The organism is Enterobacter sp. BNK-16 (assembly GCF_048684955.1).
GTDB lineage: Bacteria > Pseudomonadota > Gammaproteobacteria > Enterobacterales > Enterobacteriaceae > Enterobacter > Enterobacter bugandensis.
Map to the genome: position 1 here is coordinate 1,585,807 of NZ_JBLQTQ010000001.1, position 24,707 is coordinate 1,610,513.

The 24,707-nt window shown below is 55.5% G+C and carries 28 protein-coding genes; 17 read left to right on the forward strand and 11 right to left on the reverse strand.

Features of this window, described 5'->3' with window-relative positions; translation table 11 throughout:
• Positions 1-95 precede the first annotated feature (95 nt).
• Positions 96-1,160, reverse strand: coding sequence for an L-ascorbate 6-phosphate lactonase (gene ulaG / locus ACMGGH_RS07610; RefSeq protein ID WP_006810379.1), 1,065 nt, complete (start codon positions 1,158-1,160; stop codon positions 96-98).
• A 358-nt stretch (positions 1,161-1,518) separates the two neighbouring features.
• Here ulaG and ulaA point away from each other — a divergent pair, with 358 nt between their 5' ends.
• The 6 genes from ulaA to ACMGGH_RS07640 are packed head-to-tail and all read left to right on the forward strand — an operon-like array spanning position 1,519 to position 5,926.
• Positions 1,519-2,919, forward strand: a complete 1,401-nt coding sequence (gene ulaA / locus ACMGGH_RS07615) for a PTS ascorbate transporter subunit IIC (RefSeq protein ID WP_028015265.1) — start codon at positions 1,519-1,521, stop codon at positions 2,917-2,919.
• Positions 2,920-2,931: 12 nt separating this feature from the next.
• Positions 2,932-3,237, forward strand: coding sequence for a PTS ascorbate transporter subunit IIB (ulaB, locus tag ACMGGH_RS07620; protein ID WP_003856022.1), 306 nt, complete (start codon positions 2,932-2,934; stop codon positions 3,235-3,237).
• 9 nt (positions 3,238-3,246) lie between these two features.
• Positions 3,247-3,714 carry a PTS ascorbate transporter subunit IIA gene (gene ulaC / locus ACMGGH_RS07625; RefSeq protein ID WP_028015266.1) on the forward strand — a complete coding sequence of 156 codons (468 nt, stop codon included), beginning with the start codon at positions 3,247-3,249 and terminating at the stop codon, positions 3,712-3,714.
• Between the two features lie 12 nt (positions 3,715-3,726).
• Positions 3,727-4,377 carry a 3-keto-L-gulonate-6-phosphate decarboxylase UlaD gene (ulaD, locus tag ACMGGH_RS07630; protein ID WP_232948698.1) on the forward strand — a complete coding sequence of 217 codons (651 nt, stop codon included), beginning with the start codon at positions 3,727-3,729 and terminating at the stop codon, positions 4,375-4,377.
• A gap of 9 nt (positions 4,378-4,386) precedes the next feature.
• Complete coding sequence (locus ACMGGH_RS07635; protein ID WP_045259632.1) at positions 4,387-5,247, forward strand: L-ribulose-5-phosphate 3-epimerase; 861 nt, start codon at positions 4,387-4,389, stop codon at positions 5,245-5,247.
• The gene (locus ACMGGH_RS07640; RefSeq protein ID WP_232948697.1) at positions 5,240-5,926 is read left to right on the forward strand and encodes an L-ribulose-5-phosphate 4-epimerase; all 687 of its coding nucleotides are present in this window, start codon (positions 5,240-5,242) and stop codon (positions 5,924-5,926) included. The genes ACMGGH_RS07635 and ACMGGH_RS07640 overlap by 8 nt, the downstream gene beginning before the upstream one ends.
• A 138-nt stretch (positions 5,927-6,064) precedes the next feature.
• Here the strand turns inward: ACMGGH_RS07640 and yjfY are convergent, their stop codons facing one another.
• Complete coding sequence (gene yjfY, locus ACMGGH_RS07645) at positions 6,065-6,340, reverse strand: DUF1471 family protein YjfY (RefSeq protein ID WP_028015269.1); 276 nt, start codon at positions 6,338-6,340, stop codon at positions 6,065-6,067.
• 338 nt (positions 6,341-6,678) lie between these two features.
• On the opposite strand from yjfY, the gene rpsF reads away from it, so the two are divergent.
• From rpsF to ACMGGH_RS07670, 5 genes are all read left to right on the forward strand, one after another.
• The gene (gene rpsF, locus ACMGGH_RS07650; protein WP_014068637.1) at positions 6,679-7,074 is read left to right on the forward strand and encodes a 30S ribosomal protein S6; all 396 of its coding nucleotides are present in this window, start codon (positions 6,679-6,681) and stop codon (positions 7,072-7,074) included.
• 6 nt (positions 7,075-7,080) lie between these two features.
• Positions 7,081-7,395, forward strand: a complete 315-nt coding sequence (priB, locus tag ACMGGH_RS07655; protein ID WP_028015270.1) for a primosomal replication protein N — start codon at positions 7,081-7,083, stop codon at positions 7,393-7,395.
• Positions 7,396-7,399: 4 nt separating this feature from the next.
• The gene (gene rpsR, locus ACMGGH_RS07660; RefSeq protein WP_000135199.1) at positions 7,400-7,627 is read left to right on the forward strand and encodes a 30S ribosomal protein S18; all 228 of its coding nucleotides are present in this window, start codon (positions 7,400-7,402) and stop codon (positions 7,625-7,627) included.
• A gap of 41 nt (positions 7,628-7,668) precedes the next feature.
• Positions 7,669-8,118: a 50S ribosomal protein L9 gene (rplI, locus tag ACMGGH_RS07665; RefSeq protein ID WP_006810372.1), complete on the forward strand. Its 450-nt coding sequence runs from the start codon at positions 7,669-7,671 to the stop codon at positions 8,116-8,118.
• A gap of 153 nt (positions 8,119-8,271) precedes the next feature.
• A complete protein-coding gene (locus ACMGGH_RS07670; protein ID WP_232948696.1) occupies positions 8,272-9,201 on the forward strand; it encodes a DMT family transporter in 930 nt (309 codons plus the stop codon).
• Positions 9,202-9,238: 37 nt separating this feature from the next.
• Here ACMGGH_RS07670 and ACMGGH_RS07675 read toward each other — a convergent pair whose 3' ends face one another.
• On the reverse strand, positions 9,239-9,877 hold the full coding sequence (locus tag ACMGGH_RS07675) for an OapA family protein (RefSeq protein ID WP_028015272.1): 639 nt from the start codon (positions 9,875-9,877) through the stop codon (positions 9,239-9,241).
• Between the two features lie 233 nt (positions 9,878-10,110).
• Here ACMGGH_RS07675 and fklB point away from each other — a divergent pair, with 233 nt between their 5' ends.
• Both fklB and cycA read left to right on the forward strand, forming a co-directional pair.
• A complete protein-coding gene (gene fklB / locus ACMGGH_RS07680; RefSeq protein WP_008502892.1) occupies positions 10,111-10,731 on the forward strand; it encodes an FKBP-type peptidyl-prolyl cis-trans isomerase in 621 nt (206 codons plus the stop codon).
• 312 nt (positions 10,732-11,043) lie between these two features.
• Positions 11,044-12,453, forward strand: a complete 1,410-nt coding sequence (gene cycA / locus ACMGGH_RS07685; protein WP_041911474.1) for a D-serine/D-alanine/glycine transporter — start codon at positions 11,044-11,046, stop codon at positions 12,451-12,453.
• 86 nt (positions 12,454-12,539) lie between these two features.
• Here the strand turns inward: cycA and ytfE are convergent, their stop codons facing one another.
• On the reverse strand, positions 12,540-13,202 hold the full coding sequence (gene ytfE, locus ACMGGH_RS07690) for an iron-sulfur cluster repair protein YtfE (protein WP_028015274.1): 663 nt from the start codon (positions 13,200-13,202) through the stop codon (positions 12,540-12,542).
• Between the two features lie 244 nt (positions 13,203-13,446).
• Between ytfE and ACMGGH_RS07695 the strand changes: the two genes are divergently transcribed.
• Positions 13,447-15,096, forward strand: a complete 1,650-nt coding sequence (locus ACMGGH_RS07695) for a methyl-accepting chemotaxis protein (protein WP_101865853.1) — start codon at positions 13,447-13,449, stop codon at positions 15,094-15,096.
• Positions 15,097-15,175: 79 nt separating this feature from the next.
• Here ACMGGH_RS07695 and ACMGGH_RS07700 read toward each other — a convergent pair whose 3' ends face one another.
• The 3 genes from ACMGGH_RS07700 to ACMGGH_RS07710 form a co-directional block, all read right to left on the reverse strand.
• Positions 15,176-16,141, reverse strand: coding sequence for a DMT family transporter (locus ACMGGH_RS07700; protein WP_041911471.1), 966 nt, complete (start codon positions 16,139-16,141; stop codon positions 15,176-15,178).
• A gap of 75 nt (positions 16,142-16,216) precedes the next feature.
• A complete protein-coding gene (locus ACMGGH_RS07705; protein WP_028015277.1) occupies positions 16,217-17,041 on the reverse strand; it encodes an AraC family transcriptional regulator in 825 nt (274 codons plus the stop codon).
• Between the two features lie 81 nt (positions 17,042-17,122).
• Complete coding sequence (locus ACMGGH_RS07710; RefSeq protein ID WP_193051135.1) at positions 17,123-17,971, reverse strand: SDR family oxidoreductase; 849 nt, start codon at positions 17,969-17,971, stop codon at positions 17,123-17,125.
• Positions 17,972-18,055: 84 nt separating this feature from the next.
• Here ACMGGH_RS07710 and ACMGGH_RS07715 point away from each other — a divergent pair, with 84 nt between their 5' ends.
• On the forward strand, positions 18,056-18,442 hold the full coding sequence (locus ACMGGH_RS07715) for a winged helix-turn-helix transcriptional regulator (RefSeq protein ID WP_028015279.1): 387 nt from the start codon (positions 18,056-18,058) through the stop codon (positions 18,440-18,442).
• A 40-nt stretch (positions 18,443-18,482) separates the two neighbouring features.
• Here ACMGGH_RS07715 and ACMGGH_RS07720 read toward each other — a convergent pair whose 3' ends face one another.
• Complete coding sequence (locus ACMGGH_RS07720) at positions 18,483-20,426, reverse strand: bifunctional 2',3'-cyclic-nucleotide 2'-phosphodiesterase/3'-nucleotidase (RefSeq protein WP_232948695.1); 1,944 nt, start codon at positions 20,424-20,426, stop codon at positions 18,483-18,485.
• Positions 20,427-20,616: 190 nt separating this feature from the next.
• Here ACMGGH_RS07720 and cysQ point away from each other — a divergent pair, with 190 nt between their 5' ends.
• A complete protein-coding gene (gene cysQ, locus ACMGGH_RS07725) occupies positions 20,617-21,357 on the forward strand; it encodes a 3'(2'),5'-bisphosphate nucleotidase CysQ (protein WP_126326212.1) in 741 nt (246 codons plus the stop codon).
• Here cysQ and ACMGGH_RS07730 read toward each other — a convergent pair.
• Complete coding sequence (locus ACMGGH_RS07730) at positions 21,351-21,908, reverse strand: YtfJ family protein (protein ID WP_028015282.1); 558 nt, start codon at positions 21,906-21,908, stop codon at positions 21,351-21,353. The genes cysQ and ACMGGH_RS07730 overlap by 7 nt on opposite strands.
• Positions 21,909-22,232: 324 nt before the next feature.
• On the opposite strand from ACMGGH_RS07730, the gene ACMGGH_RS07735 reads away from it, so the two are divergent.
• Positions 22,233-22,439, forward strand: coding sequence for a DUF1107 domain-containing protein (locus ACMGGH_RS07735; RefSeq protein ID WP_008501430.1), 207 nt, complete (start codon positions 22,233-22,235; stop codon positions 22,437-22,439).
• A 75-nt stretch (positions 22,440-22,514) separates the two neighbouring features.
• On the opposite strand, the gene ACMGGH_RS07740 is transcribed toward ACMGGH_RS07735, so the two are convergent.
• Both ACMGGH_RS07740 and msrA read right to left on the reverse strand, forming a co-directional pair.
• Positions 22,515-23,852, reverse strand: a complete 1,338-nt coding sequence (locus tag ACMGGH_RS07740) for a hemolysin family protein (protein ID WP_028015283.1) — start codon at positions 23,850-23,852, stop codon at positions 22,515-22,517.
• A gap of 211 nt (positions 23,853-24,063) precedes the next feature.
• Positions 24,064-24,705 carry a peptide-methionine (S)-S-oxide reductase MsrA gene (gene msrA, locus ACMGGH_RS07745; RefSeq protein WP_028015284.1) on the reverse strand — a complete coding sequence of 214 codons (642 nt, stop codon included), beginning with the start codon at positions 24,703-24,705 and terminating at the stop codon, positions 24,064-24,066.
• Between the last annotated feature and the right edge of the window lie 2 nt (positions 24,706-24,707).

The window sequence follows — 24,707 nt, forward strand, 5'->3', positions numbered from 1 at the left end:
GAATTGATTTGAAAAGATGATATTTGAAATAGCGTGAAATTACTAAAATAAATATGAAATCGCCAGACACAGGGTCTGGCGATGTGGCCTCACAATCAGAGGAAGGATTTGAACGGGAGATCTGGCTCAATGGTGAAGCAATCATCGAAGCCGCGCGGGTAGTGATACTCGAGATTGTCTTTGTCCAGCGGCCAGGTGAATTTGCCGCCTACCTGCCAGATAAAGGGCTTGAAGCCGTACTTCAGGCGGTCTTTTTTCATCTCCCACAGCACGCGGATCTCTTGCGGATCGGCCTGGAAGTTTGACCAGATATCGTGGTGGAACGGGATCACTACTTTGGTGTTGAGCGCTTCCGCCATGCGCAGCATATCGGCGCTGGTCATTTTGTCCGTAATACCGCGCGGGTTTTCCCCGTACGAGCCCAGCGCCACGTCAATCTGATGTTCGTTGCCGTGCTTCGCGTAATAGTTAGAGTAGTGGGAATCACCGCTGTGATACAGGGAGCCGCCCGGCGTCTTGAACAGGTAATTCACCGCACGCTCGTCCATGCCGTCTGGCAGTACCCCAGCAGCCTTCTGGTCGGCTGGCAGGGTAATCAGCGCGGTACGGTCAAAGGCATCCAGCGCGTGGATTTCAATGTCTTTAATTTTCACCACGTCGCCAGGCTTCATCACGATGCAGCGCTCTTTAGGCACGCCCCAGCCAATCCAGAGATCTACGCAGGTTTGCGGCCCGATAAACGGTACGTCGTCCGCGCAGTTTTGCATCACCGCTGCCGCCACGTTCACGTCGATATGGTCGTTGTGATCGTGAGTAGAAAGCACGGCATCGATCTGGCGAATGGCAAAAGGATCAAGCACAAACGGCGTGGTGCGCAGGTTCGGCTGGAGCTTTTCCACGCCGGCCATACGCTGCATCTGGTGGCCTTTTTTCATCAGCGGGTTGCCGTGGCTCTGTTTGCCGGTGCCGCACCAGAAATCGACGCAGATATTGGCGCCGCCTTCAGATTTCAGCCAGATACCGGTGCAGCCCAGCCACCACATTGCAAACGTGCCAGGAGCAACCTGTTCCTGCTCGATCTCTTCGTTCAGCCAGCTACCCCACTCCGGAAAGGTGCTCAGAATCCATGATTCACGGGTAATGGTTTTCACTTTACTCATCGTTTTGACTCCTGGTTTAATCAAAAATAATCACATCATGATTCGTTATGATTAATGCTGGCACTATTTGACGTGCTTTGCAATGGTGAAAATGCGGAATTTTATCTGCGCGACTTCACGGACTCTCCACTCTTTACTTGTTAGATTATCCTGCATTAAACATTAATTTGATGAATTATAAGGATTAATTTATTTTTGTGGTGCGGTAGTGAAAATCATTACTAACAGCATGGAAATAAATTGCGTGATGCGTCACAAATAATCAAATGCAATCTTGTGGTGATTATTTGTGATTAATAGAGTGATGGCACCAACCGCACAGGGATTGCCCCTTGTGTTCTCATTTCTGGAGAGAGTTATGGAGATCCTCTACAACGTCTTTACCGTTTTCTTTAATCAGGTAATGACCAACGCCCCGCTGTTGCTGGGTATCGTGACGTGCCTGGGGTACATCCTGCTGCGCAAAAGCGTCAGCGTGATTATTAAAGGCACCATCAAAACCATTATCGGTTTCATGCTGTTGCAGGCGGGGTCAGGCATTCTGACCAGCACGTTTAAGCCGGTCGTCGCCAAAATGTCGGAAGTGTATGGCATCAACGGCGCTATCTCTGATACCTACGCCTCAATGATGGCGACCATCGATCGCATGGGTGATGCCTATAGCTGGGTGGGGTATGCGGTGCTGCTCGCGCTGGCGCTGAACATCATTTACGTGCTCCTGCGCCGCATTACCGGCATTCGCACCATCATGCTCACCGGGCACATCATGTTCCAGCAGGCGGGGCTGATCGCGGTTTCTCTCTATATCTTCGGTTACCCAATGTGGACCACGATTATCTGCACCGCGGTGCTGGTCTCGCTCTACTGGGGTATCACCTCCAACATGATGTACAAGCCAACGCAGATCGTGACCGACGGCTGTGGCTTCTCCATCGGTCACCAGCAGCAGTTTGCCGCCTGGATTGCCTATAAAGTTGCGCCGTACCTGGGCAAAAAAGAGGAGAGTGTCGAAGACCTCAAACTGCCTGGCTGGTTGAATATCTTCCACGACAACATCGTCTCAACGGCGATTGTGATGACCCTCTTTTTCGGCGCCATTCTGCTCTCTTTCGGCATTGACGTCGTGCAGGCGATGGCGGGTAAAACCCACTGGACGGTCTATATCCTGCAGACCGGTTTCTCCTTCGCGGTAGCGATTTTCATCATCACTCAGGGCGTGCGTATGTTCGTCGCCGAGCTGTCGGAAGCCTTTAACGGCATCTCTCAGCGCCTGATCCCTGGTGCGGTACTGGCGATTGACTGTGCGGCTATCTATAGCTTTGCGCCAAACGCCGTCGTCTGGGGCTTTATGTGGGGCACCATCGGCCAGCTGATTGCGGTGGGCATCCTGGTGGGCTGCGGCTCCTCAATCCTGATCATTCCTGGCTTTATCCCGATGTTCTTCTCCAACGCCACCATTGGTGTGTTTGCTAACCACTTCGGCGGCTGGCGCGCGGCGCTCAAGATCTGCCTGGTGATGGGCATGGTGGAAATCTTCGGTTGCGTGTGGGCGGTCAAGCTCACCGGTATGAGCGCCTGGATGGGCATGGCGGACTGGTCAATTCTGGCCCCACCGATGATGCAGGGCTTTGCCTCCGTCGGTCTGGCCTTTATGGCCGTCATCATCCTGATTGCTCTGGCTTATATGTTCTTCGCTGGCCGTTCGCTGCGAGCTGAAGAAGATGCGGAAAAACAAACAGCAGAAGTGTCTGCTCATTAAGGAGTTTCGATTATGACCGTACGTATCCTGGCTGTGTGTGGCAATGGGCAAGGTAGCTCCATGATCATGAAGATGAAAGTGGACCAGTTTTTGACCCAGTCAAACATCGACCACACGGTGAACAGCTGCGCAGTGGGTGAATACAAAAGTGAACTGAACGGCGCGGACATCATCATCGCTTCAACTCATATTGCCGGTGAGATTAGCGTGTCGGGCAACAAATATGTGGTAGGCGTGCGCAACATGCTCTCGCCTGCGGATTTCGGGCCAAAACTGCTGGAAGTGATCAAAGAACACTTCCCACAAGACGTGAAGTAAGGACACCACATGAAACTACGTGATTCGCTGGCAGAGAATAACTCCATCCTTTTACAGGCCGACGCCAGCACCTGGCAGGAAGCGGTGAAGCTGAGTGTGGATCTGCTGGTTAAGGCGGACGTTGTCGAGCCGCGCTATTACCAGGCCATTCTGGATGGCGTGGCGCAGCACGGCCCCTATTTCGTGATTGCGCCGGGCCTGGCCATGCCGCACGGCCGCCCGGAAGAGGGCGTCAAGAAAACCGGGTTTGCGCTGGTGACGCTGAAAACGCCGCTGGTGTTCAACCACGAAGATAACGACCCGGTCGACATTCTCATCACCATGGCGGCCGTTGATGCCAACACCCACCAGGAGGTGGGCATCATGCAGATCGTCAACCTGTTTGATGACGAAGCCAATTTTGACCGTTTACGCGCCTGCCGCACCGCGCAGGAAGTGCTGGATTTAATTGATAACGCCACTGCGGCGGCCGTTTAAGAGGAATTGAATATGTCATTACCAATGTTGCAAGTTGCGCTGGATAACCAGACGATGTCTCACGCTTACGAAACCACCCGCCTGATTGCGGAAGAGGTGGATATCATCGAAGTGGGGACCATTCTGTGCGTGGGCGAAGGCGTGCGCGCCGTTCGTGACCTGAAAGCGCTCTATCCGCACAAAATCGTGCTGGCGGATGCCAAGATTGCTGACGCAGGCAAAATCCTTTCCCGCATGTGCTTTGAAGCCAACGCCGACTGGGTCACCGTGATCTGCTGTGCGGATATCAACACCGCCAAAGGCGCGCTGGACGTGGCAAAAGAGTTTAACGGCGACGTGCAGATTGAACTGACCGGCTTCTGGACCTGGGAGCAGGCGCAGGAGTGGCGCGATGCGGGCATCCAGCAGGTGGTGTATCACCGCAGCCGCGATGCGCAAGCCGCAGGCGTGGCGTGGGGCGAAGCGGATATCAGCGCGATTAAGCGTCTGGCGGATATGGGCTTCAAAGTCACCGTCACCGGTGGCCTGGCGCTGGATGATCTGCCGCTGTTCCAGGGCATCCCTATTCACGTCTTTATCGCTGGCCGCAGCATTCGCGACGCGGCATCTCCGGTGGAAGCGGCGCGTCAGTTCAAACGCTCAATCGCTCAGCTTTGGGGTTAAGGAGCGGGTATGTTGTCAAAACAGGTCCCGCTTGGCATCTATGAAAAGGCACTCCCTGCAGGGGAGTGCTGGCTGGAGCGGTTACGGCTGGCAAAACAGCTGGGTTTCGATTTTGTCGAAATGTCCGTGGATGAGACGGATGTGCGCCTTTCTCGCCTGGACTGGCGTCGCGAGCAGCGCCTGGCGCTGGTGGGCGCCATTGCCGAAACCGGCGTGCGCGTGCCGTCCATGTGTCTGAGCGCCCACCGCCGTTTTCCGCTCGGCAGTGAAGACGATGCCGTGCGCGCTGAAGGGCTGGAGATCATGCGCAAAGCCATTCGTTTTGCGCAGGATGTCGGCATCCGCGTGATCCAACTGGCGGGTTACGACGTTTACTATCAGGAAGCCAACGACGAAACGCGCCGTCGTTTCCGTGACGGCCTGAAAGAGAGCGTTGAGATGGCAAGCCGCGCGCAGGTCACGCTGGCGATGGAGATCATGGACTACCCGTTGATGAACTCCATCAGCAAGGCGCTGGGCTATGCGCACTATCTGAATAACCCCTGGTTCCAGCTTTATCCGGATATCGGCAATCTGTCGGCCTGGGATAACGACGTGCAGATGGAGCTGCAGGCGGGCATCGGGCATATCGTGGCGGTGCACGTCAAAGATACCCGCCCTGGCGTGTTTAAAAACGTACCGTTCGGCACCGGGGTGGTGGATTTCGAACGGTGCTTCGAGACGCTCAAACAGACAGGGTATTGCGGGCCTTATCTGATTGAGATGTGGAGCGAAACGTCAGACGATCCGGCTGCGGAAGTGGCAAAAGCGCGGGACTGGGTGCGCGAGCGTATGGCGCGCGCGGGGTTACTGGAGGCTGAACATGCTTAAGCTGAAACAGCAGGTCTTTGAGGCCAATATGGATCTGCCGCGCTATGGCCTGGTAACGTTCACCTGGGGCAACGTGAGCGCCATCGACCGTGAACAAGGTCTGGTGGTGATCAAGCCGAGCGGCGTGGCGTATGAAATCATGAAAGCGGACGATATGGTGGTGGTCGACCTCGAAGGAAACGTCGTTGAGGGCAAATGGCGTCCTTCTTCTGATACGGCGACCCATCTGGCGCTGTACCAGCGTTATCCATCGCTGGGTGGCGTTGTGCATACCCACTCCACGCACGCCACCGCCTGGGCACAGGCGGGGCTGGCGATTCCGGCGCTGGGAACAACGCATGCGGACTACTTCTTCGGCGACATTCCCTGCACGCGGGCATTATCGCAGGCTGAAGTGGAAGGGGAGTACGAACGCAACACCGGCAAGGTGATTATTGAAACGCTGGGTGAAACTGAACCGCTGCATACGCCGGGGATTGTGGTGTATCAGCACGGTCCGTTCTCCTGGGGTAAAGATGCTCACGACGCGGTACATAATGCTGTCGTGATGGAGGAGGTAGCTAAAATGGCGTGGATTGCCCGCGACATTAATCCACAGCTTCAGGGCATTGACGATTACCTGATGAACAAGCATTTCATGCGCAAGCACGGCCCGAATGCCTACTACGGGCAGAAGTGAATAAGTGCTCTGGAATACCGAAAACAGTTGTAACCGGTGGTATTCCGGAGCCATTCACGAAAAAAGCCCCCGGACAGGGGGCAACGTCAACTATGGCTATGTTCTCGTTGTTGGCTTTCCTGGTGCTAGCGTTAAAGGTTACCGATAGATATCTGCACTGGCGTGCATATTGCCGTTGCTGCCGGGCTCACGGGTTAACATCACGTGGTAATAGGTTGCGCCCTGGGCATCGGTCTCTTCATTTAGTGCCCGATCTGCTTCGCTTTCAGTGGCGAAATTATGATTGATATAGATTACGCCCAAGCTGTGCACATCATCCATGTTTCTGGCCTGCCGGCCGTCTATTTTGATGGCTGCCATCGCGTTTGCACTGAGCAAAAGCACCGCCATTATGGCTACTGCGATTTTTTTCATGATTGCGCTCCACGACTGCGTGCTGTGTGAGGGAAATACTCCTTCTTTAATTCAGCTGATCTCTGATTAAAGTGTAATCATTCCTCCGGCGGGGATGCGTGACCATTTCTGATGCAGTTGTTCAAAAAAACAACGCTTCCTGATGCGATTAATTTTAAATCACCCACTTAGACCAGCTTTACGCTTTGTGCGAATTATTTGTGCAATCAGCTTGAGTTTCCTGGGGGGGAAAGTATTATGACGCGTCAATTTTTCAGCCGACCTTTAACACGTTCCTTGCCTCCCCGGGCCTCGGCTGACCCAGACAGGAGGCTGAATAATCCGTAAGGAGCAATTCGATGCGTCATTACGAAATCGTTTTTATGGTCCATCCTGACCAGAGCGAACAGGTTCCGGGTATGATCGAGCGTTACTCTGCTGCCATCACTGGTGCAGAAGGTACGATCCACCGTCTGGAAGACTGGGGCCGCCGTCAGCTGGCTTACCCGATCAACAAACTGCACAAAGCACACTACGTTCTGATGAACGTTGAAGCGCCGCAGGAAGTTATCGATGAGCTGGAAACTACCTTCCGCTTCAACGATGCCGTTATCCGCAGCATGGTTATGCGTACCAAAAACGCAGTTACCGAAGCATCTCCGATGGTTAAAGCGAAAGACGAGCGCCGTGAGCGTCGCGATGATTTCGCAAACGAAACCGCAGATGATTCTGATGCTGGGGATTCTGAAGAGTAATTTCTGATGACCAACCGTCTGGCGTTGTCCGGCATCGTATGCAGGGCTCCCCTTCGAAAGGTCAGTCCATCAGGAATTCCGCATTGCCAGTTCGTGCTTGAGCATCGTTCTGTGCAAGAGGAAGCCGGGTTTCACCGGCAGGCGTGGTGCCAAATGCCCGTTATTATTAGCGGACACGAAAACCAGGCCATTACTCACAGTTTAACGGTCGGTAGCGCAGTAATCGTTCAGGGGTTCATCTCTTGCCACAAGGCAAAGAACGGCCTGAGCAAAATGGTTCTGCATGCCGAGCAGATTGATTTGATAGATACTGGAGACTAGCCATATGGCACGTTATTTCCGTCGTCGCAAGTTCTGCCGTTTCACCGCGGAAGGCGTTCAAGAGATCGACTATAAAGATATCGCAACGCTGAAAAACTACATCACCGAAAGCGGTAAGATTGTCCCAAGCCGTATCACCGGTACTCGTGCTAAATATCAGCGTCAGCTGGCTCGCGCTATCAAACGCGCTCGCTACCTGTCCCTGCTGCCGTACACTGATCGTCATCAGTAATCGGGCACGGTCCATTAATACGACTTTAAGAGGATAAGGTAATGCAAGTTATTCTGCTTGATAAAGTAGCAAACCTGGGCAGCCTGGGTGATCAGGTTAACGTTAAAGCGGGCTACGCTCGTAACTTCCTGGTTCCACAGGGTAAAGCTGTTCCAGCTACTAAGAAAAACGTAGAGTTTTTCGAAGCACGTCGCGCTGAACTGGAAGCCAAACTGGCTGACGTTCTGGCGGCTGCTAACGCTCGCGCTGAAGCAATCAACGCACTGGGCACTGTTACCATCGCTTCCAAAGCTGGCGACGAAGGTAAACTGTTCGGTTCCATCGGTACCCGCGATATCGCTGATGCAGTTACTGCAGCAGGCGTTAAAGTGGCTAAGAGCGAAGTTCGCATGCCGAACGGCGTTCTGCGTACCACTGGTGAGCACGAAGTTGACTTCCAGGTTCACAGCGAAGTGTTCGCTAAACTGGTTGTTAACGTTGTAGCTGAGTAATTTTTTACTCTGCTCGCGTCGAAGCGCCGGCCTTGTGCCGGCGTTTTGCTTTTTTAAGGCTACCGGAAATTCTCTTTTTATCTCGTATGGTAGCTATTCCTGACGCATTCTCTGATAATAAATTGAAACGCAATTTTATTTATGAGATTTGTCATGGATACCGCTCTGCCCACGCCCGTCTTTGCCCGTCGACATGTGGCCTACGCCTGCGCCACGCTCTGCTGCCTGCTTTGGGGGAGCTCGTACCCGGCCATTAAAAATGGCTACGAACTCTTTCAGATCGCGACCGATGATATTCCCTCCAAAGTCGTTTTTGCCGGATACCGTTTTCTGTTTGCCGGTGCCTTGCTGCTGCTCTTTGCGCTGGCCCAGCGCAAACCGATTGGCAGGCTCACGCCCGCGCAGTTTGGCCAGCTCACGATCCTCGGGCTAACCCAGACCACCATTCAGTACACTTTCTTTTATATCGGACTGGCCTACACGACGGGGGTAAACGGCTCAATCATGAACGCCACCGGGACTTTCTTCAGCGTACTGCTGGCGCACTTTATCTACCACAATGACAAACTCAGCTATAACAAAACGCTGGGCTGTATTCTTGGGTTTGCCGGGGTGATGCTGGTGAACTTTCAAAGTGGGTTAAGCGATTTCCAGTTTATCTGGAAAGGCGACGGCTTTGTGGTGCTGGCGGCCTTTATTCTCTCTGCCGCCACGCTTTACGGGAAACGTATTTCCCAGACCGTCGACCCAACGGTGATGACCGGCTGGCAGCTGGCGATAGGCGGGGCTGCGCTGGTTGCGGGAGGTTATGCCACGGGCGGAACGCTGGAGGTACACAGCATGAAGGCCGTTGCGGTGCTGGGGTATCTGACGCTGCTCTCATCCGTAGCTTTCGCCCTGTGGAGCGCGCTGCTGAAAGTGAACCGGGTAAGCATGATTGCTCCGTTCAACTTTGTCATTCCTGTCGCAGGGACGGTGCTTTCCGCCATTTTCCTCGGCGAAAACATTCTGGATATCAAATACGCGATTGCGCTGGTGCTGGTCTGCTCGGGGATCTGGTGGGTGAATAAACGGGGTGCCTGAGAACAAAAGTGCCGGGTGGTTTACCCGGCATACGCCATTAACGTGCTCTGATGAAACTGCCGTCCGGCTGGCGGGTAAACAGCACCTGCTGCCCATTTCCGGTATCAATGGTCAGCCCGGTGACCACCCCGCTGGCGTTCTGGCGAATCTGCACCATCTGGCCGTTCTGTAAGTTGCTCAGCGGTTTACCTGCGCCTTCCACTTTTGCCATGGCATACACGTCGGTCGGCGGCAGGTTGTGGTCGCGGAAAAGCTGTGCCAGGGTTTTGCCCGGCTCCACGCGATAGGAGCGCCACTGCTGCTCGATGCCGGTCGGCTGCTGGGTTTGCGGCTCAGACGGCGCTGCGGCCTGCTCCTGTTCATCCTGAACGGGTTCGGGTTCAACAGGCGCGACCTGACCCGGATCGTTAGACGGGGTTACCAGCTGCGTCTGCATCGGCTGCGCGTCAGGCTGCGGCCGCGTTTGCGACTGTAGATCCAGCTGCGCATTGCGGGTGACCGGCGCGGTATCAACATCATCACCGCCGGAAGGAAGCAGGAAGCCCACGATCACCATCAGCGCACCAATGATGATCCCCCTGCGGTGCAGAGGAGGCAGCGGGTCCATAATGCGAAAATTGTCCGGCGCCTGCCAGATTTTCGCCAGGGTAGGTTTCAGTTCAAATCGCCCGGGCATGGCTCTCCTCCTGCTCCGCGTCTTTTATATCCTGTGCTTCGAAGTATAGTTCGCTAACTGCCTGAACGACGTAGCAAACCGGACATCCGTGACATCAGTTCGGGATTAATCCTGGTTGTCTCTATTGTTTCTGTTTCGTCGCGGTTTGTCACCTTAACTTCAGACAAAGTTTTACCCATAAGGGCATGGCTGATATGCTGCCCGCTACTTTAAATGTGATGGAAGGAAAACCCATGACCACCCCGACTTTTGACACTATCGAAGCGCAGGCAAGTTACGGTATCGGCTTGCAGGTAGGACAGCAGCTGAGCGAATCCGGCCTGGAAGGTCTGTTACCTGAAGCGCTGGTGGCGGGTATCGCTGATGCGCTGGAAGGCAAACAGCCTGCCGTTCCGGTTGACGTTGTGCATCGTGCGCTGCGTGAAATCCACGAACGTGCTGACGCTGTGCGTCGCGCGCGCTTCGAAGAGATGGCAGCCGAAGGCGTGAAATATCTGGAAGAGAACCGCGAGCGCGAAGGCGTGAACAGCACCGAATCTGGCCTGCAGTTCCGCGTGATCAACCAGGGCGACGGCGCTATCCCGGCGCGTACCGACCACGTTCGCGTGCACTATACCGGTAAGCTGATCGACGGAACCGTGTTCGACAGCTCCGTGGCGCGCGGCGAACCGGCTGAGTTCCCGGTCAACGGCGTTATCGCGGGCTGGATCGAAGCCCTGACCCTGATGCCAGTGGGTTCCAAATGGGAACTGACCATCCCGCACAACCTGGCTTACGGCGAGCGTGGCGCTGGTGCGTCCATCCCGCCATTCAGCACCCTGGTATTTGAAGTCGAGCTGCTGGAAATTCTGTAATCGACTTTTCTTATTTCCTCTCCCCGTCAGGGGAGGGGAAAATAGTGATAAAACCCATAGTTACGACGGAATCAACATTTTATCTTGAAAACGAAACTGTTGCGTGTATTTTTGTGAGCTGTTTCGCGCTGTATGAGTGATATGACACTCACTTTCAACATATTATTAACATAATATCTAAATCATAGTATTCATCCCGCCGATTCTTACCTAATATCGATAAACCCTTACGAAGGGACCGTCATTTATTTGACGTTTTTAAAGGCCAGAAGAGCCTTAACAACACAGACAGGCATAAACAGGAAAAATTACATGGTAGATCAGGTCAAAGTCGCCGCTGCAGAAGAGGCGACGTCTGAACAGTCGCTACGGCGCAATCTCACAAACCGTCATATACAGCTTATCGCCATCGGCGGTGCCATCGGCACCGGGCTGTTTATGGGGTCGGGCAAAACCATCAGTCTTGCCGGGCCGTCGATCATCTTCGTTTATATGATCATCGGTTTTATGCTCTTCTTCGTGATGCGCGCAATGGGTGAATTGCTGCTCTCGAACCTCGAATACAAATCCTTCAGCGACTTCGCGTCGGACCTGCTCGGCCCGTGGGCGGGCTACTTTACCGGCTGGACCTACTGGTTCTGCTGGGTGGTCACCGGCATGGCGGACGTCGTGGCGATTACCGCTTACGCGCAGTTCTGGTTCCCGGGGCTGTCGGACTGGGTCGCCTCGCTGGCGGTGATTATTCTGCTGCTGAGCCTGAACCTTGCCACCGTGAAAATGTTCGGTGAGATGGAGTTCTGGTTCGCGATGATCAAGATTGTCGCTATCGTGGGGCTGATTGTGGTGGGCCTGGTGATGGTCCTGACGCACTTCCAGTCGCCAACGGGCGTTCAGGCGTCCTTCACCCATCTGTGGAACGACGGCGGCTGGTTCCCGAAAGGCATCAGCGGCTTCTTTGCGGGCTTCCAGATTGCGGTGTTTGCGTTTGTGGGGATTGAGCTTGTCGGAACGACCGCTGCGGAAACCAAAGATCCGGAGAAGTCCCTGCCGCGCGCCATCAACTCCATACCGGTGCGTATCATCATGTTCTACGTCTTCGCGCTGATCATCATTATGTCCGTGACGCCGTGGAGCTCCGTGGTGCCCAGCAAGAGCCCGTTCGTTGAGCTGTTCGTGCTGGTAGGGCTGCCTGCTGCGGCGAGCCTGATTAACTTCGTGGTGCTGACCTCTGCGGCATCGTCTGCGAACAGCGGCGTGTTCTCAACCAGCCGTATGCTGTTTGGTCTGGCGCAGGAGGGCGTAGCGCCGAGCGCGTTCGCCAAGCTCTCTAAGCGTGCCGTACCGGCAAAAGGGCTGACCTTCTCCTGCATGTGCCTGCTGGGTGGTGTGGTGATGCTCTACGTGAACCCAAGCGTAATTGGCGCGTTTACCATGATCACCACCGTGTCGGCGATCCTGTTCATGTTCGTCTGGACCATTATCCTGTGCTCGTACCTCGTGTACCGCAAACAGCGTCCGCACCTGCATGAGAAGTCGATCTACAAGATGCCGCTGGGCAAGCTGATGTGCTGGGTGTGCATGGCGTTCTTCGTGTTCGTGCTGGTGCTGCTGACGCTCGAAGATGACACCCGTCAGGCGCTGATCGTCACGCCGCTGTGGTTTATCGCGCTGGGGCTGGGCTGGCTGTTTATCGGTAAGAAACGTATGGCAGGCATGCGTTAAGCATGTTGCCGGGTGGCGCTGACGCTTACCCGGCCTATGTTCGAGGACGTTGTAGGCCCGGTAAGCGCTAGCGCCACCGGGCTTTTTTATTCCCCCGCCAATGCCCGCGGGAACAGCACGTTATTCTCAAGGCTGATGTGCTCCATCAGGTCGTCAATCATCTCGTTAATGCCGTTGTACATCGCTTTCCAGGTGATGCACGCTTCCGGCGGCGGCGTGACGTTGTTAGTAGTGTGTTTGATCACATCCAGCAGTTCGCCCGCGTCATCGTGCTCGCTTTCCATTACGCTGATAGGTCCCATCGCCTGGCTTCCCATTCCCTGTTTAATCATCGGGAAGAGGATCTGCTCTTCTTTCATCATGTGGCTGGAAAGCTCTTCATGCAGCATGGTCAGGTATTTTGCCAGACCGCGCGGCACGGAAGGCTTGTCGGCATGTACGCGCTCAACTTTCGTTGCCTGCAGGATCAGCTCAGGCACCTGTTCACGGTGGCGGTCGTGGTAACGCACGATGATATGGTCGATGATTTCCGTGAGCGGGGCGGTGCGCCAGTCTTTTTCAACAGGCTGTTCGGCCAGCAGCGCCAGCTCCGCTTCGATAGCCTCCACGTCCAGTTCCTTGCGCGAGGCCGCTCGCGCCAGCGTTTGCTTACCGCCGCAGCAGTAATCCATATCGTATTTACGGAACAGCGCGGAAGCGCGAGGGATGGAGAGCGCCAGCTCGCCGAGGGGGTGGTCGCGAAAGGCCATAGCAGTTACCTCGTCATCAAGAATATAAGATGCATATTAAATGCATCTTTAAGGCGGCGCTATAACCCTTTAGAGGGAAGGGAGAAAGTGCGACACGGATCACAAAAAAATGTCCCGTTTAACTCCCTGAATGGATTTAGGAAAGTGGTTTAGAAAGTTTTTAAAGGTGGAGAAACAGTAAACAACCCGCCGCGCGTGCCGATAGATACACGTCAGACAAACCTGCATATAACAAAGGCAACGCATGTTTAAACGTATAAAAGTCATTACTCTTCTTATTTCGGTGCTGCTTGTGCTCGGCATCATGCAAGTGATTTCCGCGGGTATCTTTATCAACGCGCTGAATAACGATAAAGACAACTTCACCGTGTCGCAGCTTTCCAGCCAGAACGTGGCGGAATTTACCGACGCCTGGATCAGCCTGAACCAGGCGCGCGTCACGCTAAACCGCGGGATGCTGCGTCTGCAAAGCAGCATGGCCTCTCAGATTAACGGTGGACAGCTGAACGAGCTGGTTAACACCGCGAAAAATCTGCTGGCCAATGCGCAGGTCCATTACGACAAATACTACGCTCTGCCGAATACCCCGGGTCTGGATGAGAACCTGGCCGATCGGCTGGAAGAGCAGTACCGCATCTACTCCGCCACGTTGACGCAAATGAACGTTCTGCTGAGCCAGGGCAACTTGGAAGATATGTTCAAGCAGAATGCAGAACAGAAGCAGACGGCAATGCAAAAGGTCTATCGAGAGTGGCGCGAGGCGCAGGCTGCGCTCACCAGTAAAGGCATTCAGGATAACGAAAGCGACTACAAGCGCATCCTGTGGATCCTCTCTGCCGTCATGATCCTCGTCATTGCGGTGATTATCTCCAGCTGGATCGCCATGCGCCGGGTGCTGCTGCTGCCGCTGGAAGAGGTGATCAACCATATCCGCGCCATCGCGGCAGGGGATTTAACCCAGCCGATTCAGGCTGAAGGCAGGAACGAAATGGCTATCCTGGCGCGCAACGTGCAGGAGATGCAAACCTCGCTGGCGAACACCGTGGGCGTGGTGCGTGAAGGCGCAGACACCATCTATACCGGTGCGGGTGAAATCTCGGCGGGCAGCAACGACCTCTCTTCCCGTACCGAGCAGCAGGCCGCGTCTCTGGAAGAGACGGCAGCCAGCATGGAACAGCTGACCGCCACCGTGAAGCAGAACGCCGATAACGCGCGTCAGGCGTCTCGTCTGGCGCTGGATGCCTCCTCAACCGCGAAGAAGGGCGGTAACGTGGTGGAAGGCGTGGTGCGCACCATGGACGAGATCGCCACCAGCTCCAGCAAAATCGCGCAAATTACTAACGTTATCGACGGGATTGCCTTCCAGACCAACATTCTGGCGCTGAACGCGGCGGTGGAAGCGGCGCGTGCGGGTGAGCAGGGCCGTGGCTTTGCGGTGGTTGCAGGAGAAGTGCGCACGCTTGCCCAGCGCAGCGCCCAGGCGGCGAAAGAGATTAAGGCGCTGATCGATGATTCCGGCGAGCGCGTGAACGCGGGTTCTCAGCTGGTGAACGAAGCGGGCGCGACGATGGCGGAAATCGTTAACGCGGTTACCCGCGTGACCGACATCATGGGCGAAATTGCCTCTGCCTCTGACGAGCAGAGCCGCGGTATCGACCAGGTTGGTCAGGCGGTAGCCGAGATGGACCGCGTGACCCAGCAGAACGCCTCGCTGGTGGAGGAGTCTGCGGCGGCAGCGGCGGCGCTGGAAGATCAGGCCGCACGCCTGAACGAAGCGGTAGCAGTGTTCAAAATAACGCGTAATCAGGCGGTCAAAGCGGCACCGGTGAAAACCTATGTGCCAAAAGCGCAGCCAGCAGCGACGGCGTCTGAAGCGAACTGGGAAACGTTTTAAAGGCTTGCCCGGTGGCGGCTACGCCTTACAAGACCTACTGTTTTGTAGGCCCTGCAAGCGTAGCGCCGCTGGGCATTACTCACATCTCCGAAGCCGGAACGACCCTCGGTTTTTCCGGCTTCGCTCTTACCGCCATCACCACTCCCACCACCAGCAGCGCGATCCCGCAGGCCGTTAACAGCGGCGGCACGCTCTGGCGCATCAGGAAGGTGTACAGCAGCCCGGCCAGGGTTTCGAACACAATCAGCGGCCCTAAGATCACCGTCGGCAGCTTCTGGCTGGCAATGTTCCAGCACAGCGCGCCCACCCAGGAGCACAGCACCGCAATCGCAACCATTAAGCCAATAAAGACCCAGGGTCTTGGCCCGAAGGGCTGGGCAAATTCCGGCTGCTGATGACCCAGCCAGAGGCATGCGCCGGCATACCCCACTAACGAGACGGGGAGCGTGACCAGCGCCTGCGCCGTTGCCCACATCATCGGGTGTTTGTCCGGGTTCTCCCGCAGCCAGCGCGCATTGCGCAGGGCGTACCAGGCCCAGCACGCGACCGAGATGAACGCTAAAACGATCCCCGAACCGTAACGCCATAAGCTGAAGTCTGCCAGGCCGTGGCGCAGCTCGGCGATATTGACGCACACCAGCCCCACGGCGGTGCAGGCCAGGGCGGGTATCATTTTCGACCACGCCAGCTTGCCGTCCCGATGACTATAGAGCAGATTCGCGAAGATGGGGATGACCACCGGCAGCGTGCCGATAATCATGGTCGACACCGGCGCTCCGGTTCGCTGAATGGCGCTTGCCAGGCAGACGTAATAGATGAGATTGCCCATCATGGTCAGCGCCAGCGCGGTGCCCCAGTCCTGACGGCTGAGCTGTCGCAAGCGCGTACGCCCCAGCCATGCCAGAGGAAGGGCAATCAGCCCGAGCGCCAGATAACGTCCGGTAGACTGCAATATCGCCGGGTATTCCGGCACGATCAGAGGGCCGACAAAGATCAGCCCCCACATCAGACCTGCAAGCAGGGCATACAACACGCCGCTAATCATTTTTCCATCCACATTGATTTACTCTGCACTCAGTCTAGAAGGGGGAAACGCGCGCGTATTGTATGAGATTGCGCATTAGCGCCGGGCGACCTGTTTCTGGTAGCGCACGGGCGTAATGCCGTAGCGGCGGGTGAAGGCGCGTGTTAAATGCGACTGGTCGGTCAGCCCCGTTGCGGCGGCGACTTCGGCGGCGGGCATACCGTGGGTGAGAAACGCCTTGGCGCGCCACAGGCGGATGGCCATCAACATCTGGTGCGGCGTAACGTGAAAATGGGCTTTGAACTGTCGCTGGAAATGGTACGGGCTGAGCGAGACAACGTTCGCCAGTTCGTCCAGCGTCAGGGCGTGCATATAGTTGTCGTGCAAATACTCGCGCACGCGCTCGAAACGGTGTGCGCCTTCCTGAACCACCGGCGCGTGATGGGCTAGCGGCTGAAAGGTCTCGATCAGATCCAGCAATAAGCCTTTTTGCGCCAGCGGATCGTCCGTATGCCACAGGCCGTAAATTAGCCTGCCGATCTGCTGAGAGCGCTGCGGGTCGTAACGGGTTACGTCGCTGAACCACCAGTGGCGCAGGCCGGTTACCTCTTCCAGAAGATCGGGTTCGATGTAGACCATCCGGTAGCGCCAGCCGTCTTCGGTCGCGGACTCCCCGGTATGGATCTCGTCCGGGTTCATGGTAACAACGGATTTTTCAGGTGCGAGATGCTGGGTGCCGCGATAGCGAAAGCGTTCGGCACCGGTTTCGATGGTGCCGATGCCGAAGGCTTCATGGGTGTGGGGCTCAAAGGCGTAGTCAGAGATATGCGCGTGATAGAGTTCAAGGCCCGGCAGCTGCGCCAGATGGCGAAAGCGCGCGCTGTCTCTCTCGTCAGTAAACTGTTCCGGTACGCCTTGCACGATGAGCCTCCTCATGGGTCATCACACCATTATCAGAGATGACCCGAGGGGATGCCACAAAAAATAACCAATCCGTAACAATTACAGAATGGCTTTGACGCTCTCCGCCAGCGGTGTGGTCGGGCGGCCGATCAGCTTGCTCAGGGTACGGCTGTCGTCAAACAGGCCGCCTTTGGACGCGCCCACGTCGGAGTCCGCCAGCATATCCGCCAGCCCGGCGGGTAAACCCACGCTCTTCAATGCGGCTGCAAAGTCCGCTTCGCTCAGGTTTTGATACGCCACAGGTTTACCACTCTGCTTACTCAGTTCCGCCGCCAGCTCGCTCAATGTCCAGCCGTGGTCGCCTGCCAGTTCGTATACCTTGCCCGCATGACCCTCTTCAGCGATCACTTTGGCTGCCGCCGCGGCATAGTCTGCGCGGGTGGCAGAGGCAATTTTGCCTTCGCCTGCGGCACCAATGAATACGCCGTGTTCCAGCGCAGGCGGCGCGCTCGCCAGGTAGTTTTCGGTGTACCAGCCGTTGCGCAGCAGGGCGTATGGCACGCCAGATTCTGCCAACGCTTTCTCGGTTTCGACATGTTCAACGTGCAGACCCAGCGGTGATTTATCCGCGTGTAGCAGGCTGGTGTAGGCGATAAATTTCACGCCTGCCGCTTTGGCGGCGTTGATCACGTTCTGGTGCTGGGTCGCGCGCTGGCCCACTTCGCTTGAGGAGATGAGCAGCAGCTTTTCCACGCCGCTCAGCGCGGCAGTAAAGGCGGCCTTATCGGTGTAATCCGCCTGACGAACCACAATACCCTGGTTGCTTAACGCTTCAGCTTTCGCCAGGTTACGAACAATGGCAACAATCTGGTTTGCTGGAACGGTTTTCAGCAGTTCTTCAATAACGTGCTGGCCAAGCTGGCCGGTAGCGCCGGTAATCGCGATCATGATAAATCTCCTTCGTGTTTGTCTGGTGTTGTGGCACACTATCACCATAGCTAACTTTTAGTAAGTACGTACAAAAAGGTAAGTATGAAAAAAACGATCCCAACGCTCAGCGAGCAAATGCGCGATGGCAATCTCTTCGCGGAACAGTGCCCTTCACGAGAGGTGCTTAAACACGTTACCAGCCGCTGGGGCGTGCTGATCCTGCTGGCTCTGCGCGGAGGAACGCACCGTTTTAGCGAGCTGCGCCATAAAATGGGCGGGGTGAGCGAAAAGATGCTGTCCCAGTCGCTTCAGGCGCTGGAGCAGGACGGGTTTGTCGATCGCGTGTCGTATCCGGTCGTGCCGCCGCACGTCGAGTATAGCCTGACACCGATGGGCATTGAGGTGAGCGAGAAAGTCGCCGCGCTGGCGGACTGGATTGAAGTCAATACGCCGAAGGTGATGGCGAATCGGGATGAGCGTGCGGCGTAAAAGCCGGGTGGCGGTTTCGCCTTACCCGGCACAATCACCGCTACCTGCTCAAATCCACCTGATAAATCGCGAACCCGATATCATCCGTTGCTACCTTCTTCATCGGATACTGTGCCTTATCCTTGATAAACGCGGCGGCCTTATCGGACGGTGATGTTTCAAAGCGGATATCCAGTTTCGCATCGCTGTGGATTGGCGCAAGACGCCAGTTGTTATCCACCGCCGGGTGAATTTCGCCCGCCTTCTTCGACTCCGCGCCGATCCACGCCGCCAGCACCGAGCGGTTTTCGTCCGGTGATGCAAAAGCGATGTGGCTATCGCCCGTACCGGCAAACTTACCGCCGTAGGCACGGTAGTTATTGGTTACCACCAGGAAGGTGGCATCCGGATCGATCGCCTTGCCGTTGAACGTCAGGTTTTTGATGCGTTCGGCCTGCGGGTTAATTGCCTGGCACTCGCCGTCATATTTCGCCGGCTGGGTGACGTCAATCTGGTAATTTACGCCGTCGATCACGTCGAAGTTGTAGGTACGGAAGCCGTCCCAGTTAATCAGCGGCTGTGGTTTACTGCTCTTCGGATCGATCTGGTTAAACTGCCCGGCGGAGCACTCCAGCCACTCCTTCACCTCTTTCCCCGTGGCTTTAACCACCACCAGGGTATTCGGGTATAGATAGAGATCGGCGGCGTTACGGAAGGTCAGTTGGCCTTTTTCGACCTCAACATAGCTTGCCGGGTCGTTCTTGCGTCCGCCCACTTTGAATGGTGCAGCGGCAGACAGCACCGGCAGTTTTGCCAGATCCGGATCGCCCTGAACAAAGTGTTCGGCATAGGCTTTCTGGGCCATGTTGACCACCTGAACGGTCGGGTCATCCTGCACCAGTGCCAGGAAGCTATACATGTTGTCGGCGGATTTGCCGATCGGCTTGCTGACGAATTCGCGGGTGGCGTCGTGGTCGTGCTTCAGCACGTCGACCAGCTTTTTATCTTCACCAGCCAGGGATTTTTTAGCCGCCGCGTCGTAAATCGGGCGCGCTTCGGCTTTTGACTGCGTCACCTTCCAGCTGCCGCTGTCGTTATTTAGCACTAGATCCACCACGCCAAGGTGGTCGCCCCACATGCCCGGCATCACCGACGGCACGCCGTTGAGCGTCCCTTTCTCGATATCCGCCCCTTTAATGCTGGCAAAATCTTTGCCCGGGAAAACAGCGTGCGCGTGGCCGAACAGGATCGCGTCAACGCCCGGGACTTCGCTCAGATAGTAAACGGAGTTCTCCGCCATGGCCTGATACGGATCGGCGGAGAGACCCGAGTGGGCGACAATCACCACCAGATCTGCGCCTTTCGCGCGCATTTCCGGCACGTACTTGCGCGCGGTTTCGGTAATGTCATTAACGGTCACTTTGCCGTCGAGGTTGGCTTTATCCCAGGTCATGATCTGCGGCGGTACGAAGCCGATATAGCCGATTTTCAGCGTCTGCTTTTTACCGTCCCGATCGACAACTTCACTCTCTTTAATCAGGTATGGGGTAAAGAGCGGCTTTTGCGTCTTAACGTCGATGATATTGGCGTTAACGTACGGGAACTTCGCGCCGGCCAGCGCATCGTGCAGGTATTTCAGGCCGTAGTTGAATTCGTGGTTGCCCAGGTTGCCGACGGCATACTCCAGCGTGTTCATCGCTTTATAAACCGGATGGATCTCGCCTTTCTTCAGACCTTTCGCCGCCATGTAGTCGCCGAGCGGGCTGCCCTGAATGAGATCGCCGTTGTCCACCAGCACGCTATTTTTGACTTCACCCCGCGCGGCGTTGATCAAACTTGCTGTACGTACCAGTCCGAATTTTTCCGTAGGGGTATCTTTGTAGTAATCGAAGTCCATCATATTGCTGTGCAGATCGGTCGTTTCCAGAATACGCAGATCTACCGTCGCCGCCTGCACGCTCGCTGCAATCAGCGTCGCCAGAAGCGTTGCACTAAACTTAATCATCAGAGGAGTCCTTTTTTCGATCCGTTCCACAAAAGAGTATGTATCTATCGTTTGTTGCTTACAGAAATGTGAATCCTGACAGAAAAAAGCGACCTGAAACCGGAATTGCTTCACAGATAGCGGAATTGTTCACATTACGATATAACTAAAACAAAGAGTTAACCTCACTGCGTTAACAAAGAGGTGGAAAATGCTAGATAAGATTTGTCAGCTCGCACGGGATGCGGGAGATGCCATCATGCAGGTGTATGACGGTGTTAAACCGATGGAGGTCGTCAGCAAGGCGGACGACTCCCCGGTCACGGCGGCCGATATCGCGGCGCATAAGGTGATCCTGCAAGGTCTGCAGGCCTTAACGCCGGATATCCCCGTTCTGTCTGAAGAAGCGCCGCAAAGCTGGGACGAGCGCCAGCACTGGCTGCGCTACTGGCTGGTCGATCCGCTGGACGGGACAAAAGAGTTCATCAAGCGCAACGGTGAGTTCACCGTCAATATTGCCCTGATTGAGAAGGGTAAAGCGGTGCTCGGCGTGGTCTACGCGCCGGTAATGAAGGTGATGTACAGCGCTGCAGAAGGGAAGGCCTGGAAGGAGGAGTGCGGCGTACGCAAGCAGATCCAGGTGCGCGATGCCCGTCCACCGCTGGTGGTGATTAGCCGCTCGCACAGCGACAGCGAGCTGGAGGAATACCTGCAACAGCTGGGTGAACACCAGACCACCTCGATTGGCTCGTCGCTGAAATTCTGCCTGGTGGCGGAAGGTCAGGCGCAGCTGTATCCGCGCTTTGGGCCAACCAACGTCTGGGATACCGCGGCAGGCCATGCCGTTGCCGCGGCCGCCGGGGCGCATGTCCATGACTGGCAGGGCAAGCCGCTGGACTATACCCCGCGCGAATCATTCCTCAACCCCGGCTTCCGCGTCTCTCTTTACTGAGCCAGCAGTTTGTGCAGCAGGGCGACAACCTGCTGCACCTCTTCCTGAGTTAACGCGCCGTCTTTCACCCACTGCACGCGGCCGTCCTTATCCAGCACGACAATCGCGGAGCTCTCTTCCTCAAGCTGCCAGGCCTTACGCGTCACGCCGTTGCTGTCGACGATAAACTGCGACCACGGGTAGAGCTTTTTATTGCTCTCAAGGCTTGAACGCACAAACATCCCGGAGCCAGGAATGGCATCATCGGTGTTCACAATCGTGGTGGTCTGGTAGCGGTCATGGGGGAATTTTGCGGCCTTGATCGCCTCCACCAGGCTGGCATTCTTCTCTTTTGCGGATGTACGACCGGCAATATGTTGTACAACTCTCACTTTGCCCGCGAGCTGCGCGCTATTCCAGGCTTTATAGCTAAACTTATCATTGTCGAGAATCAATTCTCCCCGGTCAGCAATGCCGACTGGCGGTACACGTTGTCCTTTTTCAATGCTGTGAGCGGAAGCCCACAGGGGCAGCAGCAGACAAGCTGCCGCAAGGATGTTACGTAGGGTCATGGCGTTTCCTTATTGTTTGCAGGTGATCCGACCACTTGGTCATACGCTTTTAATCATAAGTGCGATCAATGTGGTTTTCCCGCAATCCCAGTGCCAGTTTGCGGGTGAACGCACATATCCATGAAAAAACGACGGCTTATACTGCTCTCTATCACGCTTTGCAAAGATTATTCTGAATAATTGTAATCAAACGGTAAATAAACTTATGCACACTGGGTAACACCGTAGTTCTGGTCTATAGTCATTGGGCATCAAAATTTGCGCTCAGGACAGTCGGGCTGATTGTGGCACCGCAAGAGCGTATGATTCGCAGGAGATACAAGAATGAAAATTTTCCAACGCTACAACCCGCTTCAGGTGGCGAAGTACGTGAAGATCCTGTTCCGTGGACGGTTGTACATCAAGGATGTTGGCGCTTTTGAGTTTGATAAGGGCAAGATCCTTGTCCCAAAAGTGAAGGACAAACAGCACCTGTCTGTGATGTCCGAAGTCAACCGTCAGGTTATGCGTCTGCAAACTGAGATGGCTTAACCAACGTGCTATGCAGTAGGTAGTTAAAAAGACGGCTCCCGATGGGAGCCGTTGATGTTTGTGGGGGTAGGTACGTTACGCCGACACCTTCTCTTCCGCGTCCGGCAGCTTCGGCACCAGTACGGTCGGCTTGTTGTCAATACGCGTCACCAGCAGCTGGTCGATGCGGTAGTTATCAATATCCACCACCTCAAACTTGTAGCCGGAGAACTTCACCGAGTCGGTGCGTTTCGGGATTTTACGCAGCATAAACATCATAAAGCCGCCGATGGTTTCGTAGTTACCGGACTGCGGGAACTCGTCGATATCCAGCACGCGCATGACGTCTTCAATCGGCGTACCGCCGTCGATCAGCCATGAATTATCGTCACGCTGAACAATCTGCTCTTCCAGTCCCTGGCCAACCAGGTCTCCCATCAGCGTGGTCATCACGTCGTTCAGCGTGATGATACCCACCACCAGCGCGTATTCGTTCATGATCACCGCGAAGTCTTCCCCGGCGGTTTTGAAACTTTCCAGCGCTTCGGAGAGCGTCAGGGTGTCCGGCACAATCAGGGTATTGCGGATCTGCACGCCGCTGTTGAGCGCCAGGCTCTGGTTTGCCAGCACGCGGTTCAGCAGGTCTTTGGAGTCGACGTAACCGATGATGTGGTCGATATCTTCATTACAGACCAGGAACTTGGAGTGAGGATGCTGCGCTACTTTGTTCTTCAGGCTCTGCTCATCTTCATGTAAATCGAACCAGATAATGTTTTCGCGGCCCGTCATGGAAGAGGGCACGGTACGGGATTCCAGTTCAAAAACGTTCTCAATCAGCTCGTGTTCCTGCTTACGCAGCACCCCGGCCAGCGCGCCGGCTTCCACCACCGCATAAATGTCGTCAGAGGTGATGTCGTCTTTACGCACCATTGGCAGCTTGAAGATGCGGAAAATCACGTTCGCCAGGCCGTTGAAGAACCACACCAGCGGACGAAACACGTACAGACAGAAGCGCATCGGGTTGATGATACGCAAAGCTACAGCTTCTGGCGCAATCATACCGATGCGTTTCGGGGTCAGGTCTGCAAAGAGGATGAACAGGCCGGTTACCAGCGAGAAGGAGAGAATAAAGCTCAGCTGTTCGGCAAGCTCAGCGGACATGTATTTGACAAAGAGGCTATAAAACGCTGGAGAAAAGGCCGCATCGCCCACGATACCGCCGAGAATGGCGACCGCGTTAAGGCCAATCTGCACCACGGTGAAGAACATGCCGGGGTTTTCCTGCATTTTCAGGATGCGGGTGGCATTGATGTTGCCCTCGTCGGCAAGCAGCTTAAGTTTGATTTTACGGGACGCGGCCAGCGAGATCTCAGATATCGAGAAAAATGCACTGACGGCAATTAGACAAAGTATTACTAAAATACTGTTTAACATAGTTTATCCGGCTTCTCGCCAGATCCTCAGAAGGGGAGTTGATACCATTTGTGTGAAAACACGTAGAACGTCAGCTCGTAGCGTTGAGCCGATTATTTCAGCGGTAGTATAGCGTAAAGAGATGTAAATCTGCCAGAGGTCACATTTTTGGCATAAAACAGACCGGACAGCGTGCGCTGTCCGGTACGGGTGACGATTTAACGGTTAATAATCAGGCCAGCTGTGGCGGCAGGCAGACGCCGATGCCCCCGATGCCGCAGTAGCCGTACGGGTTTTTGTGCAGATACTGCTGATGATCGTCCTCGGCATAGTAGAACGGCTTCGCGGTGGCGATTTCCGTGGTCACCTCGCGCGTATCGCCTGCTTCACGCATGGCCTGCTGGAAACGCTCAAGGCTGGCGCGCGCAGCGGCGTCCTGCTCAGGCGTGAGCGGATAAATGGCCGAGCGATACTGTGTGCCGTGGTCGTTGCCCTGACGCATGCCCTGCGCCGGGTCATGATTCTCCCAGAAGACCTGCAGGAGCTGTTCGTAGCTGATGACCGTCGGGTCATATACCACGCGGACCGCTTCCGCATGACCGGTTTCGCCGGAGCAGACTTCGCGGTAGGTTGGATTCGGCGTATAACCGCCCGTGTAGCCGGCCGCGGTGCTGTAAACGCCGGGCAACTGCCAGAAGAGGCGCTCAACGCCCCAGAAGCAGCCCATGGCGAACAGGGCGATTTCCATTCCATCAGGAACGTTGGTCATTGAATGGTTATTGACGGCGTGTAAGGTCGCCACAGGCATAGGGGTGTTGCGTCCCGGTAATGCATCAGCTTGTGAAACCAGATGCTTCTTGTCGAATAAACTCACGA

Coding starts and splice junctions, on each gene's coding strand:
- ytfE (WP_028015274.1), bottom strand. CDS start 13,202: ATGGCCTTTCGCGACCACCCCCTCGGCGAGCTGGCGCTCTCCATCCCT.
- ulaA (WP_028015265.1), top strand. CDS start 1,519: ATGGAGATCCTCTACAACGTCTTTACCGTTTTCTTTAATCAGGTAATG.
- ACMGGH_RS07740 (WP_028015283.1), bottom strand. CDS start 23,852: ATGTTAAACAGTATTTTAGTAATACTTTGTCTAATTGCCGTCAGTGCA.
- ACMGGH_RS07640 (WP_232948697.1), top strand. CDS start 5,240: ATGCTTAAGCTGAAACAGCAGGTCTTTGAGGCCAATATGGATCTGCCG.
- ACMGGH_RS07635 (WP_045259632.1), top strand. CDS start 4,387: ATGTTGTCAAAACAGGTCCCGCTTGGCATCTATGAAAAGGCACTCCCT.
- ACMGGH_RS07715 (WP_028015279.1), top strand. CDS start 18,056: ATGAAAAAAACGATCCCAACGCTCAGCGAGCAAATGCGCGATGGCAAT.
- ACMGGH_RS07730 (WP_028015282.1), bottom strand. CDS start 21,908: ATGACCCTACGTAACATCCTTGCGGCAGCTTGTCTGCTGCTGCCCCTG.
- ulaC (WP_028015266.1), top strand. CDS start 3,247: ATGAAACTACGTGATTCGCTGGCAGAGAATAACTCCATCCTTTTACAG.
- ACMGGH_RS07735 (WP_008501430.1), top strand. CDS start 22,233: ATGAAAATTTTCCAACGCTACAACCCGCTTCAGGTGGCGAAGTACGTG.
- rpsR (WP_000135199.1), top strand. CDS start 7,400: ATGGCACGTTATTTCCGTCGTCGCAAGTTCTGCCGTTTCACCGCGGAA.
- ACMGGH_RS07670 (WP_232948696.1), top strand. CDS start 8,272: ATGGATACCGCTCTGCCCACGCCCGTCTTTGCCCGTCGACATGTGGCC.
- priB (WP_028015270.1), top strand. CDS start 7,081: ATGACCAACCGTCTGGCGTTGTCCGGCATCGTATGCAGGGCTCCCCTT.
- fklB (WP_008502892.1), top strand. CDS start 10,111: ATGACCACCCCGACTTTTGACACTATCGAAGCGCAGGCAAGTTACGGT.
- ACMGGH_RS07710 (WP_193051135.1), bottom strand. CDS start 17,971: ATGATCGCGATTACCGGCGCTACCGGCCAGCTTGGCCAGCACGTTATT.
- ulaB (WP_003856022.1), top strand. CDS start 2,932: ATGACCGTACGTATCCTGGCTGTGTGTGGCAATGGGCAAGGTAGCTCC.
- ACMGGH_RS07675 (WP_028015272.1), bottom strand. CDS start 9,877: ATGCCCGGGCGATTTGAACTGAAACCTACCCTGGCGAAAATCTGGCAG.
- yjfY (WP_028015269.1), bottom strand. CDS start 6,340: ATGAAAAAAATCGCAGTAGCCATAATGGCGGTGCTTTTGCTCAGTGCA.
- rplI (WP_006810372.1), top strand. CDS start 7,669: ATGCAAGTTATTCTGCTTGATAAAGTAGCAAACCTGGGCAGCCTGGGT.
- rpsF (WP_014068637.1), top strand. CDS start 6,679: ATGCGTCATTACGAAATCGTTTTTATGGTCCATCCTGACCAGAGCGAA.
- ulaD (WP_232948698.1), top strand. CDS start 3,727: ATGTCATTACCAATGTTGCAAGTTGCGCTGGATAACCAGACGATGTCT.
- ulaG (WP_006810379.1), bottom strand. CDS start 1,160: ATGAGTAAAGTGAAAACCATTACCCGTGAATCATGGATTCTGAGCACC.
- cysQ (WP_126326212.1), top strand. CDS start 20,617: ATGCTAGATAAGATTTGTCAGCTCGCACGGGATGCGGGAGATGCCATC.
- cycA (WP_041911474.1), top strand. CDS start 11,044: ATGGTAGATCAGGTCAAAGTCGCCGCTGCAGAAGAGGCGACGTCTGAA.
- ACMGGH_RS07695 (WP_101865853.1), top strand. CDS start 13,447: ATGTTTAAACGTATAAAAGTCATTACTCTTCTTATTTCGGTGCTGCTT.
- ACMGGH_RS07700 (WP_041911471.1), bottom strand. CDS start 16,141: ATGATTAGCGGCGTGTTGTATGCCCTGCTTGCAGGTCTGATGTGGGGG.
- ACMGGH_RS07720 (WP_232948695.1), bottom strand. CDS start 20,426: ATGATTAAGTTTAGTGCAACGCTTCTGGCGACGCTGATTGCAGCGAGC.